Source organism: Avibacterium paragallinarum (assembly GCF_900450705.1).
Taxonomy (GTDB): domain Bacteria; phylum Pseudomonadota; class Gammaproteobacteria; order Enterobacterales; family Pasteurellaceae; genus Avibacterium; species Avibacterium paragallinarum.
This window is the reverse complement of sequence record NZ_UGHK01000002.1, coordinates 1,320,489-1,337,567: the sequence shown is the minus strand read 5'-3', so window position 1 is coordinate 1,337,567 and position 17,079 is coordinate 1,320,489. Positions and strand designations below refer to the sequence as shown.

General features: G+C 42.1%; 15 protein-coding genes and 1 pseudogene. 12 read left to right on the top strand and 4 right to left on the bottom strand.

Translation table 11 applies throughout. The features are described 5' to 3' along the window. Window positions 1-157: 157 nt before the first annotated feature. The 12 genes and pseudogenes from ispC to DXZ23_RS11290 form a co-directional block, all read left to right on the top strand. Window positions 158-1,354, top strand: a complete 1,197-nt coding sequence (gene ispC / locus DXZ23_RS11345) for a 1-deoxy-D-xylulose-5-phosphate reductoisomerase (protein WP_017807055.1) — start codon at window positions 158-160, stop codon at window positions 1,352-1,354. A gap of 153 nt (window positions 1,355-1,507) precedes the next feature. After that, window positions 1,508-2,236 carry a polyprenyl diphosphate synthase gene (uppS, locus tag DXZ23_RS11340; protein WP_017807056.1) on the top strand — a complete coding sequence of 243 codons (729 nt, stop codon included), beginning with the start codon at window positions 1,508-1,510 and terminating at the stop codon, window positions 2,234-2,236. A gap of 3 nt (window positions 2,237-2,239) precedes the next feature. Beyond that, window positions 2,240-3,103 carry a phosphatidate cytidylyltransferase gene (locus DXZ23_RS11335; protein ID WP_017807057.1) on the top strand — a complete coding sequence of 288 codons (864 nt, stop codon included), beginning with the start codon at window positions 2,240-2,242 and terminating at the stop codon, window positions 3,101-3,103. 12 nt (window positions 3,104-3,115) lie between these two features. Further along, the gene (gene rseP, locus DXZ23_RS11330) at window positions 3,116-4,447 is read left to right on the top strand and encodes a sigma E protease regulator RseP (protein WP_017807058.1); all 1,332 of its coding nucleotides are present in this window, start codon (window positions 3,116-3,118) and stop codon (window positions 4,445-4,447) included. A 30-nt stretch (window positions 4,448-4,477) separates the two neighbouring features. Continuing rightward, window positions 4,478-6,838, top strand: a complete 2,361-nt coding sequence (bamA, locus tag DXZ23_RS11325; protein WP_017807059.1) for an outer membrane protein assembly factor BamA — start codon at window positions 4,478-4,480, stop codon at window positions 6,836-6,838. Window positions 6,839-6,919: 81 nt separating this feature from the next. Further along, on the top strand, window positions 6,920-7,510 hold the full coding sequence (locus tag DXZ23_RS11320; protein ID WP_017807060.1) for an OmpH/Skp family outer membrane protein: 591 nt from the start codon (window positions 6,920-6,922) through the stop codon (window positions 7,508-7,510). After that, a complete protein-coding gene (gene lpxD / locus DXZ23_RS11315) occupies window positions 7,510-8,541 on the top strand; it encodes a UDP-3-O-(3-hydroxymyristoyl)glucosamine N-acyltransferase (RefSeq protein ID WP_017807061.1) in 1,032 nt (343 codons plus the stop codon). Before DXZ23_RS11320 ends, lpxD begins: the two co-directional genes overlap by 1 nt. Window positions 8,542-8,654: 113 nt before the next feature. Further along, window positions 8,655-9,104, top strand: a complete 450-nt coding sequence (gene fabZ, locus DXZ23_RS11310; RefSeq protein WP_017807062.1) for a 3-hydroxyacyl-ACP dehydratase FabZ — start codon at window positions 8,655-8,657, stop codon at window positions 9,102-9,104. 17 nt (window positions 9,105-9,121) lie between these two features. Next, on the top strand, window positions 9,122-9,910 hold the full coding sequence (gene lpxA / locus DXZ23_RS11305) for an acyl-ACP--UDP-N-acetylglucosamine O-acyltransferase (RefSeq protein WP_017807063.1): 789 nt from the start codon (window positions 9,122-9,124) through the stop codon (window positions 9,908-9,910). Between the two features lie 80 nt (window positions 9,911-9,990). Beyond that, window positions 9,991-11,178: a lipid-A-disaccharide synthase gene (lpxB, locus tag DXZ23_RS11300; RefSeq protein WP_017807064.1), complete on the top strand. Its 1,188-nt coding sequence runs from the start codon at window positions 9,991-9,993 to the stop codon at window positions 11,176-11,178. After that, window positions 11,178-11,768, top strand: a complete 591-nt coding sequence (rnhB, locus tag DXZ23_RS11295; protein ID WP_017807065.1) for a ribonuclease HII — start codon at window positions 11,178-11,180, stop codon at window positions 11,766-11,768. The genes lpxB and rnhB overlap by 1 nt, the downstream gene beginning before the upstream one ends. Before the next feature lie 98 nt (window positions 11,769-11,866). Further along, a pseudogene (locus tag DXZ23_RS11290) lies at window positions 11,867-11,997 on the top strand (IS1595 family transposase); the annotation flags it as partial. Between the two features lie 127 nt (window positions 11,998-12,124). Here the strand turns inward: DXZ23_RS11290 and holA are convergent. The 4 genes from holA to DXZ23_RS11270 all read right to left on the bottom strand — a co-directional run bounded on the left by holA (window position 12,125) and on the right by DXZ23_RS11270 (window position 17,079). Next, window positions 12,125-13,159: a DNA polymerase III subunit delta gene (gene holA / locus DXZ23_RS11285; protein WP_017807066.1), complete on the bottom strand. Its 1,035-nt coding sequence runs from the start codon at window positions 13,157-13,159 to the stop codon at window positions 12,125-12,127. Next, on the bottom strand, window positions 13,159-13,659 hold the full coding sequence (locus DXZ23_RS11280) for an LPS-assembly lipoprotein LptE (protein ID WP_021724624.1): 501 nt from the start codon (window positions 13,657-13,659) through the stop codon (window positions 13,159-13,161). Before DXZ23_RS11280 ends, holA begins: the two co-directional genes overlap by 1 nt. A gap of 56 nt (window positions 13,660-13,715) precedes the next feature. Then, window positions 13,716-16,298 carry a leucine--tRNA ligase gene (gene leuS / locus DXZ23_RS11275; RefSeq protein ID WP_021724623.1) on the bottom strand — a complete coding sequence of 861 codons (2,583 nt, stop codon included), beginning with the start codon at window positions 16,296-16,298 and terminating at the stop codon, window positions 13,716-13,718. A gap of 148 nt (window positions 16,299-16,446) precedes the next feature. Then, window positions 16,447-17,079, bottom strand: a complete 633-nt coding sequence (locus DXZ23_RS11270) for an HI_0552 family protein (protein WP_017807069.1) — start codon at window positions 17,077-17,079, stop codon at window positions 16,447-16,449.

Here is a 17,079-nt window from a genome sequence, read left to right as displayed (position 1 = left end):
TTATTAAAATGACAGGGCGGACAGTAAGTTCGCCCGTTTTTTCTTGCTGAATGGCAGGCTTTTGAGTATATTCAGCACCACTTAATGAACAATATCATTATTTGAGTTTAACACCCTAAGACGGTAACAACCTTTAATAAAGTGCGGTCAAAATTTTATGCAAAATCAACAAAAACTCGTTATTTTAGGCTCAACAGGCTCTATTGGCACAAGCACCCTTTCCGTTATTGAGCAAAATCCTGAACAATATCAAGCCTTTGCTTTAGTTGGCGGACGCAATGTGGAATTAATGCTCGCTCAGTGCGTCAAATTTCAGCCGACGTTTGCGGCATTAGATGATGAAAATGCGGCGAAAAAACTGAAGCAGGAACTGACCGCACTTGGTATTCAAACCCAAGTATTAAGCGGGCAAAAAGCGATTTGCGAGCTAGCCGCTCACCCAGAGGCGGATCAAGTGATGGCAGCGATTGTTGGAGCGGCGGGATTGTTACCGACACTTTCAGCCGTGCAGGCGGGAAAACGCGTACTGTTAGCCAACAAAGAAAGTTTGGTTACTTGCGGTCAGCTTTTTATTGATGCGGTGAAAAAACATCAAGCCCAGCTTTTGCCGGTGGACAGCGAACACAATGCGATTTTCCAATCTTTACCGCCACAAGCCCAACAGCAAATCGGCTTTTGCCCATTGCAAGAATTGGGAATAAGCAAGATTGTTTTAACGGGATCGGGCGGGCCTTTCCGCTATACGGATCTAGCTGAATTTGAACACATCACCCCAGCTCAAGCGGTGGCTCACCCGAATTGGTCGATGGGGAAAAAGATCTCGGTAGATTCAGCCACGATGATGAACAAAGGCTTAGAATATATCGAAGCACGTTGGCTATTTAACGCCAGTGCGGAGGAAATGGAGGTGATTATTCACCCGCAATCCATTATCCATTCAATGGTGCGTTATATTGACGGCTCGGTGATTGCACAAATGGGCAACCCTGATATGCGAACCCCAATTGCCGAAACAATGGCTTATCCGCACCGCACTTTCGCGGGCGTTGAGCCGTTGGATTTCTATCAGCTAAATGGGCTAACTTTCCTCAAGCCAGATTATCAGCGTTACCCTTGTTTGAAGCTGGCAATGGACGCATTTGCTGCAGGGCAATATGCCACCACTGCGATGAATGCCGCAAATGAAATTGCGGTGGAAGCCTTTTTAGCAGGGCAGATCAAATTTACCGATATCGCCAAACTGAATTTACAAGTGGTTGAAGCCATTCAGCCACGCCGTATTGCTAGCGTGGACGACGTGCTAAGCGTGGATCAGGAAGCTAGAGCGAAGGCTTGGCAGCAGGTTCAATCTTAAAAGAACAAGTGCGGTCTAAAAACGTTGTAAAAAAAGCACCGCACTTTTGTTTTCCCCTGTTGTCTTACAAATGAACGCGAATTGGCTTTTCATAGCAAGTTAGTGGAACTTGTGATATATTCTCACACATTTTATAGCGTAACTCATTGAGCAATGACAGACATCGATCTTAACAATATTCCACAGCACGTCGCCATTATAATGGACGGCAACGGTCGCTGGGCTAAGCAAAAAGGCAAGATGCGAATCTTCGGTCATAAAAATGGCATGGCAGCGGTGCGTCAAGCGGTTTCCTATGCCAGAAAGATCGGGATAAAGGTGCTGACATTATACGCTTTCAGCAGTGAAAACTGGAGTCGTCCAGAAAATGAAGTGAGTGCGTTAATGACGTTATTTATGCAAGCCTTGGATCTCGAGGTCAAAAAATTGCATAAAAACAATATTCGGCTAAAAATTTTGGGCGACACCTCGCGGTTTAGCAAAAAATTACAACAAAAGATCGCCAATGCAGAAAATTTAACGCAAAATAATACCGCACTTACGCTAAATATCGCCGCGAATTATGGCGGCTATTGGGATATTGTACAAGCCAGCCAACAACTGGCGAATTTAGTGAAAGCGGGTAAGCTCGCGGTTGAGGCGATTACCCCTGAGTGTTTTCAACAGCATTTGGTTACCCAAGATCAGCCGATGGTGGATTTGTTGATCCGCACCAGTGGCGAGCAGCGGGTGAGCAATTTCTTGCTGTGGCAGATTGCTTATGCGGAATTTTATTTTTCTAATGTGCTATGGCCTGATTTTGACGAACAAGAATTTAATCAAGCGATTTTCGCTTATCAACAACGAGATCGCCGATTTGGCGGTGCAGAACAAGAGGACTAAACTGTGCTTAAACAACGTGTTATTTCGGCAATAATTCTCATTGCGTTAGTCTGTGTGGCATTATTTCTCTTTTCCCCCTTTTATTTTGCACTCGCACTGGGGGCGGTTGTCGCATTAGGTGTGTGGGAATGGACGCAATTTGCTCAAATTAAAAATCCGTTTTGGCGTTGGATTATCGCCGCATTAGCGGGAGCAGTGCTGTTTTTATGGATTGTCAGCGAGAAGCATTATCTCAATGCGGGACGTGTGTTTGAGGCTTACGCACAACCGATTTTACTCACGGCAGTAGTCTGGTGGATTGTGGCGATTGGCTTTGTGGTGAGCTATCCGAAGTCAGCGAAAATTTGGGCGAAATCGGTGCTGTTGCAAGGGGTTTTTGCACTGGTTACGTTAATTCCGTTTATTGTTGGGGTCTTGTGTTTACGTTTAGACAGCTATAACACAAACCCTTATCACGGGCTGATGTTGCTCTTTTATGTGTTTATTCTTGTTTGGGCTGCCGATTCGGGAGCGTATTTTGCAGGACGAAAATTTGGCAAACATAAACTCGCGCCGAAAGTTTCACCAGGCAAAACTTGTCAAGGCGTCTTGGGTGGTTTGGTTACGGCAGGCGTGTTAGCGGGCATTTTTATGCAAGTCGCACCGCAAAATTTATTTAATGTGCCGACCTTGCCTTTTATCGTGTTATCTGTAGCAACGGTGGCAATTTCAGTGCTGGGTGATCTCACAGAAAGTATGTTCAAACGAGAAAGCGGTATCAAAGACAGTAGCAATTTAATCCCTGGACACGGGGGCATTTTGGATCGCATTGATAGCTTAACCGCTGCTGTGCCGTTCTTTGCGTATTTCTATTTTTATGTGTTATAGGGCTAGGTTGTAATGTCGTTTTTGTGGTCGTTAGGTTCGTTTTTAATTGCCATTTGTGTGCTGGTTTTCGTACACGAATACGGGCATTTTGGGGCAGCAAGAAAGTGCGGTGTTAAAGTTGAGCGTTTTTCCATTGGCTTCGGCAAAGTGTTATGGTCGTTTTTTGATAAAAAAGGCACGCAATTTTCCATTTCGCTGATTCCGCTCGGCGGTTATGTCAAAATGCTTGATGAACGCAATGAAGCCGTGCCTGAAGCATTGAAATCGCAAGCTTTTAATAATAAATCTGTGGCTCAGCGTGCCTTTGTGATTGCCGCAGGGCCGATTGCCAATTTTATTTTTGCCGTGTTAGCGTATTGGCTGGTGTATTCCATCGGTATTCCAAGCGTGAAACCTGTGATTGCAGAGGTCGAACCACAATCTATCGCCGCGACTGCACAGATCCAACCTGATTCGCAAATTCTGGCTATTGATGGAACGGCAACGCCAGATTGGGAAACCATCAATATGGTGCTAGCCACCAAAATGGGCAGTTCGAATGTGGAAATCACCCTTTCGCCTTTTAATTCTGATGTCAAACAGCACCGCACTTTAGATTTAACTCATTGGCGATTTAATCCCGAGAAAGAAAGTGCTTTTGGTGCATTGGGAATCGTTCCCGTGCGAACTAAAGTGGAAATGATCTTGTCTAAAGTTGCACCTAATTCACCAGCGGAAAAAGCCGGCTTGCAAGTTGGGGATAAATTATATACCAATACGGGAGAGCCACTAAGTTGGCAAGATTTTGTACAAGATGTGCAGAAAGGTCAGCCATTTACCATTAAGATTGTGCGGAGCGGGGAAACGTTATATAAAACTTTAGCCCCAATTTTTAATGAAAAAAGAAGATGGTTTGTCGGCGTTTCGCCAACAGTTCAGCCTCTTAATGATAAATACCGTACCGAATTAAAATATGATCCGATTGAGGCTTTACAAAAAAGTTTCAATAAAACGAAAGATCTAATGGTGTTGACGCTCAAAGTTGTTGGTAAATTATTTACTGGAGAACTCTCCTTGAATAACTTGAGTGGTCCAATTTCTATTGCGAAAGGAGCTGGCATTTCCTCTGAAATTGGTTTTGTTTACTATCTAAGCTTTATGGCACTAATTAGTGTCAATTTAGGCATTATGAATTTGTTTCCATTACCAGTGCTGGACGGTGGGCATTTAGTTTTTCTTGCGGCAGAAGGGATAAAAGGCAAACCACTTTCTCAAAAGGTGCAAGATATCGCTTATAGAATAGGTGCAATATGTTTATTAGCTTTAACTATATTTGCCTTATTTAATGATTTTTTACGTTTATAATTCTTTCTTTTATAAGGATAAAAAGTAACAATGAAAAAACTTTTAATCACAAGTTTATTATTTGGTTCAACCTCTGTGGTTGCCGCTCCTTTTGTCGTACAAGATATTCGTGTAGATGGCATCCAAGCTGGCACGGAAGGAAAATTCCTTGCAAATTTACCTGTTCGGGTTGGTCAAAGAGCAACGGATAATGATATCGCGAATGTAGTTAGGTCGTTATTTTTACAAGGGTATGATGGCGTTAAGGCCACCAGAGAGGGCGATACATTAGTGATCACGGTGAAACAAAATCCAGTGATTGCAGATGTTGTTTTTAACGGTAACAGTTCGATACCCAATGAGGCTTTAAAGTCTAATCTAGATTCTAATGGTTTTTCTGTAGGCAATATATTAAATGTTGAGAAATTAGAGGCTTTTCGTCAAAGCTTGTTGGAGCATTATCATAGCGTTGGGCGTTATAATGCAAAAGTTGAAACCATTGTTACTCCTCTGCCAAATAATCGAGCGGAAGTAAAAATTCAGATAAAAGAAAATGATGTTGCAATATTAAAAAATATCACTTTTGAAGGTAATCACAACTTTAGTGCAAGTAAATTAGAGGAACAGATAGAGTTACAACCTGACGCGTGGTGGAAAATTTTTGGTAATAAATTTGAGGAAGTTCAGTTTAATAAAGATTTAGAAACCTTGCGTAATTTTTACCTTGAACAAGGATATGCGAAAATGCGTATTCTCAATACCAATGTTCAATTAAATGATGAAAAAACAGAAGCTCAAGTTTTTATTAAGATTGATGAAGGTGAAAAGTATATTGTCAAGAACGTCCGTATCGTTGGTAATGTAGCACAAATGGAGAATGAGTTACTTCCATTATTAAATCAAATTCATATTAATGAACACTTTCGTCGTAGTGATGTCGCTGGTGTTGAAAATGCTATTAAGACAGTGTTGAGCCAGCAAGGGTATGCTAATCCGCAAGTAAGTATTAGCCCAGAATTTGACGATAAAAACCATACGATTACTTTAACCTATGTTGTAGATATTGGGCGTCGTTATTCAGTTCGACAAATCCGTTTTGAAGGGAATAATGTCAGTGCCGATGAAACATTAAGACAAGAAATGCGTCAGCAAGAGGGTTCTTGGTTATCATCACAACTTATTGAGTTAGGAAAGGTGAGGCTAGAACGTACAGGTTTCTTCGAATCTGTCGAATATCGAACAGATGCAGTGGAAAATACAAATGACGAACTCGATGTTGTTTATAAAGTAAAAGAACGCAATACTGGAAGTATAAACTTTGGTATTGGTTATGGAACGGAAAGTGGTTTAAGTTATCAGGCAAGTATTAAACAAGATAATTTCCTTGGATTGGGATCATCTGTGAGCTTTGGGGGGGCTCGTAATGATTATGGAACCAGTTTAAATTTGGGGTATTCTGAACCTTATTTCACTAAAGATGGCGTGAGTTTAGGAGGTAATCTATTTGTTGAAAAATACGATAACTCGAAAAATAATAATACTGCTTCATATAGTAGGGCAAGCTATGGAATTAATGGAACACTTGGTTTCCCTGTAAATGAAAATAACTCATATTATATTGGTTTAGGATATATCTATAATAAACTCAAAGATGTTACACCTGAGTATAATCGTAATTTGTATCGTTTATCAATGGACATTGATGATTGGACATTTAAATCTCAGGATTTTGAGCTATCACTGGGGTGGAATTATAACAGTTTAAATAGAGGATATTTCCCTACCTCAGGGCTTAAAGCTTCTTTAGGTGGAAAAGTAACGATTCCAGGTTCTGATAATAAATATTATAAATTATCTGCGGATATACAAGGTTTTTATCCTTTAGATAGGGATCATTCTTGGGTTATTTCAGCAAGAGCTTCAGCTGCTTATGCAAGTGGTTTTGGTGGAAAAAGATTGCCTTTCTATCAAACCTATAGTGCAGGAGGAATAGGTAGTTTACGAGGTTTTTCTTATGGTGCGATAGGACCTAATGCCATTTATCAACACAAAGATGATAAATTTTGTCAGCCAAGTAATGATGTTGTAGGCGGAAATGCGATGATAACAACAAGTGCTGAGCTAATAATTCCTACTCCATTTGTTGCCGATAAGAATCAGAATTCAGTAAGAACTTCCCTTTTTATTGATGCGGCGAGTGTGTGGAATACAAAATGGAAATCTGATGGAAAAACACGTTTCCCAGATTTACCTGATTATGGCGATCCAAGTCGGATTCGCTCTTCTGCTGGAGTGGCATTGCAGTGGCAATCTCCGATAGGACCATTGGTTTTCTCTTATGCTAAACCAATCAAAAAATATCAAGGAGATGAGATTGAGCAATTCCAATTTAGTATTGGTGGTTCTTTTTAATTAGAACCTATGATTTTTTATCTAGTTTAACAACGATAACCTGTTAAACCGTATTATTTATTTAACTTAAGGACATTTACAATGAAAAAAGTAGCAAAATTGACAACCCTTTCTTTTGCATTAGCATTAGGTACATCTGCTGTGGCGAACGATAATATTGCTTTTGTAAACATAGATTATCTTTTTGCTCATCATCCAGCTCGTCAAGTAGAGTTACAAAAATTAGATGATGAATTCAAATCCCCATCTGAAAAATTGCAAGCGGCAGAAAAGGCGTTACAAGATAAAAAAAGTGCATTTGAAAAAGAAATCGATGGTAAGGTAAAAGCCTTAGAAAAAGATGCACCAAAATTACGTCAAGCTGAGATAAAAAAACGTCAAGATGAAATTGTGAAATTAGAGCAAAAACGTGAAGAAGAATTTAAAAAGTTAGTCGCGGATTATCAACAACAATTAGAGCAATTCAGACAAGATGTACAGAAAAGACAAATGGATATTCAACGTAAATTGGCTTCGGATATTCAAACTGCAACGAGTAATGTCGCTAAAACTAAAAAATATACTATTGTTTTAGATGATAAGGCGTCAGTATATTCAGTTGAAGGAAAAGATATTACTGAAGATGTATTAAAAGCGATTCCTGCTCCAGCTGTGCCAGCAAAGGCTAAATAATGCAAAAGTCTTATTCTCTTAAAGAATTAGCACAACAAATTGGCGCTACCATTCGTGGTAACGCCAATGTGCTTATTGATAGCATCGCCCCGCTCGACAAAGCACAGCCAAACCAACTCACCTTTATTTCAAACATTAAATTCCGTGATTTACTTGCTCAATCCCAAGCTGGGATTTTAGTGGTAAGCGAAAATGATGTAGAATTTTGTTCGCCTGAAAGCAATTTACTTATTGTCAAAGATCCTTATGTGGCTTACGCCGTACTAGCGCAATATATGGATTCAACGCCAAAAGCGGCAGCAGGCATTGCATCAAGTGCAGTGATTTCTGCCTCTGCAAAATTAGGCGAAAATGTGTCTATTGGCGCAAATGCCGTGATTGAAGATGATGTGGAACTTGGCGATAACGTGATTATTGGCGCAGGTTGCTTCATCGGTAAAGGTGCAAAAATTGGTGCAAATACACAGCTTTGGGCAAATGTAAATATCTATCACCAAGTGCAAATTGGCGAACATTGCTTGATCCAATCTGGTGCTGTGATCGGTAGTGATGGCTTTGGTTATGCAAACGATAAAGGTCGTTGGATCAAAATTCCACAGACTGGAACAGTTATTATTGGAAATCACGTTGAAATCGGGGCTTGCACCTGTATTGACCGCGGAGCATTAGATGCCACCGTTATTGAAGATAACGTTATCATCGACAACCTTTGCCAAATTGCCCATAACGTGCATATCGGTACGGGGACAGCGGTGGCTGGCGGTGTGATTATGGCAGGTAGCCTAAAAGTGGGGCGTTATTGCTTAATTGGTGGTGCAAGTGTGATCAATGGCCATATGGAAATTGCCGATAAAGTTACTGTTACGGGAATGGGAATGGTAATGCGACCAATCACCGAACCGGGCGTATATTCTTCTGGTATTCCATTGCAGCCAAATAAAGAATGGCGTAAAACCGCGGCACTGACTTTAGACATTGACAAAATGAACAAACGTCTAAAAGCGGTAGAAAAAAAGCTTAATAATGCTTAATTCCTCTCTCAAACGTGCCACTTTATGTGGTGCGTTTTGTATTAAATGATGAAATACCGTATAATTTGCATCAATTTTATTTTCTATTATTTTCAAATTAAAAAGGTACTATTGTGACAACAGAACAAACCGCAAAAGTCATTGAAGCAAAAGAAATTATGACCTTACTTCCGCACCGCTATCCCTTTTTATTAGTGGATCGTGTTACTGATTTTGAAGAAGGGAAATGGTTAAAAGCGATCAAAAACATCAGTGTTAATGAGCCTTGTTTCACTGGGCATTTCCCAGGCGAACCTATTTTACCTGGTGTGTTAATTTTAGAGGCACTCGCCCAATCAATGGGGATTTTGGCGTTTAAAACTCACGAATTACAAGGTGGCGAATTATTTTATTTTGCGGGAATTGATGACGCACGTTTCAAACGCCCAGTATTACCAGGGGATCAAATGGAGCTTTATGTTGAAGTCATCAAAGAACGCCGTGGTATTACCGCATTCACCGGCATCGCAACGGTCAATGGCGAAGTGGCTTGCGAAGCGAAACTAATGTGCGCACGTAGATAACCTAACGAGAGGTCAATATGATACATCCAAGTGCAAAAATTCACCCCTCAGCCATTGTAGAAGAAGGGGCAAAAATTGGCGAAAATGTGGTAATAGGGCCATTTTGTATTATTGGTGCTGATGTAACAATTGGCAAAGGCACAGTATTACATTCGCATATTGTGGTTAATGGTGTAACAGAAATTGGCGAAGACAATGAAATATTTCAATTCGCCAGCATTGGTGAGAAAAACCAAGATCTGAAATACCAAAATGAGCCAACGAAAACCATTATCGGCAACCGTAACCGCATTCGTGAAAGTGTAACTATTCACCGTGGCACGGTGCAAGGTGGTGGCGTAACGCGTGTGGGTGATGATAACTTATTTATGATCAATGCCCATATTGCACACGATTGTAAAATCAAAAATCGCTGTATCCTTGCCAATAATGCTACCCTTGCAGGACACGTTGAGCTTGATGATTTCGTGATTGTTGGCGGAATGTCAGCGATTCACCAATTTGTCATTATCGGTGCACACGTTATGTTGGGCGGTGGTTCTATGGTGAGCCAAGATGTGCCACCTTATGTAATGGCACAAGGCAATCACGCTCACCCTTTTGGGGTGAACATTGAGGGCTTGAAACGTCGCGGTTTTGATAAACCTACATTGCACGCCATTCGCAACGTGTACAAATTAATTTATCGCAGTGGAAAAACCTTAGAAGAAGTGATGCCAGAAATTGAGCATTATGCCAAAACAGAAAGTGCAATTAGCTTTTTCCTTGATTTCTTCAAACGTTCAACACGCGGGATTATTCGGTAACACCAGCTAAAAATATGACAATTTTTCACCGCACTTTGTTTATTGCACAAAGCTAGCAATGATAAAGTGCGGTTCTTTTTATGAAAGAAAACGAAATGGAACAAACAAAACAATTTCCTACCATTGGCATTGTCGCGGGTGAAGTTTCGGGAGATATTCTTGGCGCAGGGCTGATGCGTAGCCTAAAAATTCGTTATCCTAACGCACGTTTTATCGGCATTGCTGGCAAGCAAATGTTGGCAGAGGGTTGCGAAACCTTGGTGGATATGGAAGAAATTGCCGTAATGGGGCTAGCCGAAGTGGTGAAACATTTGCCACGTTTGCTGAAAATTCGCCGTCAAGTGATTGACAAAATGCTACAAGAAAAACCTGATGTGTTTATCGGCATAGATGCACCTGATTTCAATCTTGACATTGAACTCAAACTCAAGGAACAAGGCATCAAAACCATTCATTACGTCAGCCCATCGGTATGGGCGTGGCGACAAAATCGCATTCACAAAATTGCACGGGCTACCAACCTTGTTCTTGCGTTTTTACCTTTTGAAAAAGCCTTTTACGATCGTTTCAACGTACCTTGCCGTTTTATCGGCCACACAATGGCAGACGCCATTCCCTTAAAACCCGATCGTCTTATGGCTTGCCAAATGCTTAATATTGATCCAAGCCAACGCTATTTAGCGATGCTTGTTGGTAGCCGTGGTTCAGAAGTGGAATTCCTTGCCGAACCTTTCTTGCAAACCGCTTTATTGCTGAAAGAACAATATCCAGACGTGCAATTCCTCGTTCCCTTAGTGAATGAAAAACGTCGCCAACAATTTGAACGCATTAAAGCAAAAGTTGCCCCTGATCTTGCAATGATCTTGCTTGATGGGCAAGCCCGCCAAGCGATGATCGCCGCCCAAGCCACTTTGCTGGCTTCAGGCACGGCAGCATTAGAATGTATGCTATGCAAATCGCCAATGGTGGTGGGGTATAAAATGAAACCCTTCACTTATTTCCTAGCTAAACGCTTGGTGAAAACCCCTTATATTTCATTGCCGAATTTATTGGCGAATGAAATGCTCGTGCCAGAAATGATCCAGCAAGATTGCACGGCAGAAAAATTGCTAGAAAAGCTCGCCCCTTATTTTTCCACAGAAGAAAGTGCGGTGCAAAATCGCCATAATTTAGTGCAACACTTTATTAATCTGCATAAAATGATCCAATGTGATGCGGACAAACAAGCCGCCGACGCAGTGATAGAATTATTGCAAGAGGAAAAATAATGAGCGAATTTGTCTATCCTGATTATAAACTTATCGCAGGCGTTGATGAAGTAGGGCGCGGGCCTTTAGTGGGCGCAGTGGTAACTGCCGCAGTGATTTTAGACCCTAACAATCCCATTGAAGGCTTAACGGACAGCAAAAAACTCTCGCACAAAAAACGCCTTGCTTTAGCGGAAGAAATTAAACAAAAGGCCAAAGCTTGGGCGTTAGGGCGAGCTGAACGCGAAGAGATTGATGAACTTAACATTTTGCACGCCACAATGTTAGCAATGCAACGCGCAGTCAATCAGCTCAACATTACACCGCACTTTGTGCTCGTGGACGGCAACCGCATTCCCCCATTGCCAATGCCGGCTCAAGCGGTGGTGAAAGGGGATAGCCTTGTGGCAGAAATCAGTGCCGCCTCCATTCTTGCTAAAGTCGCCCGCGATTTAGAAATGGAAGAGTTGGATAAACGCTATCCCCAATACGCCTTCGCCCAACACAAAGGCTACCCAACAAAATTACATTTAGAAAAACTGGCAGAACACGGCCCCTTACCCCAACACCGCCGAAGTTTCGCCCCAGTAAGAAAACTGATTACAGAATAAAAAGTGCGGTCATTTTCCCCAAAAATTCTAAAAAATCCCACCGCACTTTAAATTTAAAATTAAACGTGAAATGTCGGGCAACCCCCTTGTATTGCCCTAATGAAAACAAAAATACAGCAGCTTATTACTTTTACCGATTATGCTTTCATCTATCAAACAAATTTACACATTAGAAATGTTTGAAGGTGAGATTGAAGCTAATGAAAGCTATTTCGCTGGTACTCGCAGAAAAATTATTTGTAAATGCAATGGTTATATAATAGTTTAGACATTGGTTATGCTTAATTAGCCTAGTAAAACAATTAAAGATGCGGAGGATTTAATTGTTTTGCTGTTTTATATTCTACAGCAACAAATCAATGGCAAATTTTCACTGAGAGATCTGCCAATTTTCCCCACACTTCATCACTAAACTCTTGTTTTACCAAGCGTTCAAGCTCTGCCAGTTGTTGGATAATTTGATACAGTTTGCGGTAGGTGAGGCGTTGGATCGCTTGGGTGAATAAGGTGCGGCGGGTTTGCCAGATTTTTAGTTGATCAAATTGTTCCCGCAATCTTGCGGTAGAAAGAGGGGAATCGATATTGATCTGCTGTTGAGAGGCGGTGAGCGTTAGGATTGTGATCTGCTCGCGTTGTAAAGTGCGGAGCAAAATCACGGGCTGAATGTCTTCGCCGCGTAAACCGTCTAAAATGCGTCTTGCACGCTGGCTTTTGCCCTCCAATAAGGCATCAATCCATTGAAACACGGTGAAAACGGAAGATTGTTCTACCACATTTTGCACTTTAGCGAGGGTGATTTTCTCTTTTGGATAAAGCAAAGCGAGCAGTTGTAAGGTTTGCTTGAGTGCCAGTAAGTTATTTTCGTAGCTGTAACAAAGAAGCTGAACCGCGTCAGGCTCAATAAAAATATCCAGCGATTTCGCCCGTGCGGTAATCCAACGCGGGAGTTGATCGATATTTGGCGTTTGGCAATTAACAATGCAAAGTTGCGGTTCAAGCTGATTCGCCTGCATAAACCAAGCCTGTTTTTCCATTGCTTTCGTCAGCTTGGGCGATTGTAACACCAATAAAATATCGGGGTGCAATAAAGCGACCAATTCCGAAAGTTGCTTTTGTAAAAGTGCGGTCAGATTTTCGGGCAAATTTAGCAGTAGGATTTGACGATTAAAAAATAGCCCCATTGATTGCACTTGCTCAAACAGGGCTGTCCAATCGGTGCTATTTTCAATGGTGATTTCGTTTTTTTCATCAAATCCCTGTGCTTTTGCGGCAGCCCAGATATGATCTTTGCTTTCTAACAGCAATAGCGGATCTTGCCCGACTAAATAATAGATCGTGGCTAAGCGAGCCGTTAATGATCCCGCGAGCTGTTCCGCAAATAAACGCTGCATTATTGACCTTTCACCTGCTGTTTTAATGCCACCATTTTGGTGATGAGCTGACGAGCGGCTTGCTCCCGCATATCATTCCAAATTACTTCTTTTTCTGCTGATTTCGCCAATGCCGCACGGGAGTTGTCAAAGAAGGTTCGGCTAACTTGGGTTTCGATTGGGTAACGCTGTTTGTTCGCCAGTTGCACTGTCGCACTCACTTGCAACACCAACACTTTCTCCGCCTCTCGCCCTTGTTTGAAAACCGATGCCACTTCGCTATCGGTGCGGGCGTTATTCAGACGTAGTACCACCGCGTCCGCCTCTTCAACCAATTTGACATTATTCGCACGCAATTCTTTACGCATTGCCATTGTCATTGCGTCATAAGGATCATTGCTTTCTAAGCGTAGGGTTTTCATTTCTTGTGGGCTCAATTCCCCATTTTGGAAATGGAAACCGCAAGCACTTAGTACCGCAATGCCTGCAATAAGACAGAATTTTTTCATTAGATTACGCATTTTGTTTTCTCTAAAATCCTAAATGAACCCCACGCGGGTGGCGTGGGGTATTGCTGCTATTTGGCAACGAAGCTGAATAATTTGCCTGGTACATAGATGGTTTTCACAATGTTTAAACCCTCTAAGAATTTTTGTACATTCGGATCGGCAAGGGCGATTTCTTTAATGGCGTCTTCTGCCATATCCGCTGGCACGGTGATTTTCGCACGCACTTTGCCGTTTACTTGCACCACTACCAGTTTTTCATCGTCCACCATTGCTTGTTCGTCCGCTTTCACCCAAGGGGCAAAGTCAATGGTTTCGGCGTTGCCTAATTCTTTCCAAAGTTGGAAACAAATGTGTGGCGTGATTGGGTAAAGCATTTTTACCACCGCATTTAGAGCCTCCGCGATTACCGCACGATCTTGCTCATCTTCCAATGGGGCTTTGGTTAATTTGTTCATTAGCTCCATAATGGCAGCAATGGCGGTATTAAAGGTTTGGCGGCGACCGATGTCATCGCTCACTTTGGCAATAGTTTTATGCACATCACGGCGTAGGGCTTTTTGCGTGTTAGAAAGTGCGGTCGGATCTAATGGCGTTTTTGCTGGATTTTTGCTGTATTCAAACACCAAATTCCATAAACGGCGTAAGAAACGGTTCGCCCCCTCTACGCCTGATTCTAGCCATTCCAAAGTCATTTCCGCAGGGGACGCAAACATCATAAATAAGCGAACGGTATCCGCACCGTATTTTTCCACCATTTCTTGCGGGTCAATGCCGTTATTTTTCGATTTGGACATTTTTGTCATTCCGCTGTGGACTAACTCGCGTCCTTCATCATCAATGGCACGGATAATGCGTCCTTTCTCATCACGCTCAAGGGTTACTTTTGTTGGTGATACCCAAATGCGCTCGTTAGTGTCGCTGGTGTAATAGAACGCATCAGCCAATACCATTCCTTGACACAATAATTTGTTTGCTGGCTCGTCAGAGTTCACTAAGCCCGCATCACGCAATAATTTGTGGAAGAAGCGGAAGTAAAGCAAGTGCATTGTGGCGTGTTCGATCCCACCGATATATTGATCCACAGGTAGCCAGTAATTGGCTTCTTCTGGGTTGAGCATTGCTTGGTGGAAGTCTGGGCAAGTGTAACGCGCGTAATACCACGAAGATTCCATAAAGGTGTCGAAAGTATCGGTTTCTTTCAATGCCGGTTGTCCGTTATAAGTGGTTTTTGCCCAATTTGGATCCGCTTTGATCGGGCTGCGTACGCCGTCCATTACCACATCTTCAGGTAACACGATTGGTAAATCAGCCAATGGTGCAGGTACAACTTCACCGTTTTCCAGTGTTAGCATTGGAATTGGCGCGCCCCAATAACGTTGGCGAGATACGCCCCAATCGCGTAAACGATAATTCACTTGGCGTTTGCCCACGCCCATTTTTTCTAATTTATCGGCGATGCCATTGAATGCGGCATCAAAATCCAAGCCATCAAATTCTGCTGAATTGATCAAAATACCGTGTTCGGTGTAAGCCTGCTGTGATAAGTCTAACGGGCTACCGTCTGCTGGCGTAATCACTGGATAAAGCGGTAAATCATATTTTTTAGCGAACTCATAATCACGCTCATCGTGTGCTGGCACGGCCATTACCGCACCTGTTCCATAGTGCATTAACACGAAATTCGCCACCCAAACAGGCACTAATTTTCCTGTAATCGGGTGAATGGCATTGATCCCCGTTGCCATTCCTTTTTTCTCCATTGTAGCAAGCTCAGCTTCCGCCACTTTCGTGTTTTTGGCTTCTTGAATAAACTGTGCAAGTGCGGGGTTATTTTGCGCTGCTTTTTCTGCTAATGGGTGCGCAGCTGCCACAGCAAGATAAGACACGCCATAGAAAGTATCAGGACGTGTGGTATAAACTGTTACGGTTTCATCAGAATTTTCAATGTTGAAAGTTATTTCCACCCCTTCCGAACGGCCAATCCAGTTACGTTGCATTGTTTTCACCATATCTGGCCATTCTGGCAGATGATCTAAACCGCCCAATAATTGCTCGGCATAGTCGGTAATTTTGATAAACCATTGTGGGATCTCTTTTTGTTCCACTGGCGTATCACAACGCCAGCAACACCCCTCGTGGACTTGCTCGTTCGCCAACACGGTTTCGTCATTCGGACACCAGTTTACGCTAGAGGTTTTTTTATACACCAAGCCTTTGCGATAAAGCTCCGTAAAGAACCATTGCTCCCATTTGTAATATTCAGGTTTGCAAGTGGCGATTTCACGATCCCAATCAAAACCAAAACCCAAAATTTTGAGCTGATTTTTCATATATTCAATGTTTTCATAGGTCCATTTTGCTGGAGCGGTTTTATTTTTCACCGCTGCCCCTTCCGCAGGTAAACCGAATGCGTCCCACCCCATTGGCTGCAACACATTTTTGCCGTTCATTCGTTGATAACGGGAAACAACATCGCCAATGGTGTAATTGCGAACGTGCCCCATATGCAGACGACCTGATGGATAAGGGAACATTGAAAGACAATAATATTTCTCTTTAGCGGGATCTTTCACCGCTTTAAATGTTTTATTTTCAGCCCAATATTTCTGAACTTCAGGCTCAATCAAATCGGGACGATAATGTTCTTGCATAAAATTACCTTTAAAAATTATCAAAAAATTGACCGCACTTTGCCCATTTATTACGGCGATTTTAGTCGGTATAGATGAATAAGAAAATGTGGTATAGGATAGCGTAAAATGGGGAAAATTGATAGAACTATTACGAAAATTGCCACCCTTATTGCTGGTGGCATTTCTCATATAACGGCTGTAAGGCTTCAATGGTTTGCACGATAAAATCCACCACCTCAATATGATCTAATTCCGCTTTTTCGAGATTTTTTCCAATACAGAAAAAATCCTGTTCGTTATTCAATAAAAAATCTTGTTCGGAAAGACACCGCACTTTGCGGAAATCGGCGTATTCGCTTTCATCGCCACGCCAAAAATCGAAGTCGCTGTATTGATTTTGATCGAGTTGTTCAGCCCATTGATTGTATTGTTGCACGTTAATTTGCGAGCGATCCGCACGATAGCAATGCCAATCTAGGCTCACTTGCAAGCGACGGCGGTTTAAGATGACAGATAAAATCGCCGCTGAATTTTGATTAAACTCATATTTAAAAAAGGCGAAAAAATGCGCCCGCACTTGCCAACCGTTACACCATTTTTCAATATGAGGGTCAGCAAAAGGTGTGCCAAGGCGTTGTGCCACTTGCAAAATCGCCATTTTCCATAAATTCCATTGCCGTTTGTAATCCGCTTTAATTTGTGGGATTTGCTCTGGGCAGAATTTTTTCATCTGGGCGAACTGGAAAAAAGGAAGATTGAACAGCTCGCAACTGGCAGAAGTAATCAGTTTTTCTTTCAT

Excerpts from the sequence above, each read along its gene's own strand:
- ispC (WP_017807055.1), top strand. The coding sequence starts at position 158 with ATGCAAAATCAACAAAAACTCGTTATTTTAGGCTCAACAGGCTCTATT.
- uppS (WP_017807056.1), top strand. The coding sequence starts at position 1,508 with ATGACAGACATCGATCTTAACAATATTCCACAGCACGTCGCCATTATA.
- rseP (WP_017807058.1), top strand. The coding sequence starts at position 3,116 with ATGTCGTTTTTGTGGTCGTTAGGTTCGTTTTTAATTGCCATTTGTGTG.
- bamA (WP_017807059.1), top strand. The coding sequence starts at position 4,478 with ATGAAAAAACTTTTAATCACAAGTTTATTATTTGGTTCAACCTCTGTG.
- DXZ23_RS11320 (WP_017807060.1), top strand. The coding sequence starts at position 6,920 with ATGAAAAAAGTAGCAAAATTGACAACCCTTTCTTTTGCATTAGCATTA.
- lpxD (WP_017807061.1), top strand. The coding sequence starts at position 7,510 with ATGCAAAAGTCTTATTCTCTTAAAGAATTAGCACAACAAATTGGCGCT.
- lpxA (WP_017807063.1), top strand. The coding sequence starts at position 9,122 with ATGATACATCCAAGTGCAAAAATTCACCCCTCAGCCATTGTAGAAGAA.
- lpxB (WP_017807064.1), top strand. The coding sequence starts at position 9,991 with ATGAAAGAAAACGAAATGGAACAAACAAAACAATTTCCTACCATTGGC.
- rnhB (WP_017807065.1), top strand. The coding sequence starts at position 11,178 with ATGAGCGAATTTGTCTATCCTGATTATAAACTTATCGCAGGCGTTGAT.
- holA (WP_017807066.1), bottom strand. The coding sequence starts at position 13,159 with ATGCAGCGTTTATTTGCGGAACAGCTCGCGGGATCATTAACGGCTCGC.
- DXZ23_RS11280 (WP_021724624.1), bottom strand. The coding sequence starts at position 13,659 with ATGCGTAATCTAATGAAAAAATTCTGTCTTATTGCAGGCATTGCGGTA.
- leuS (WP_021724623.1), bottom strand. The coding sequence starts at position 16,298 with ATGCAAGAACATTATCGTCCCGATTTGATTGAGCCTGAAGTTCAGAAA.
- DXZ23_RS11270 (WP_017807069.1), bottom strand. The coding sequence starts at position 17,079 with ATGAAAGAAAAACTGATTACTTCTGCCAGTTGCGAGCTGTTCAATCTT.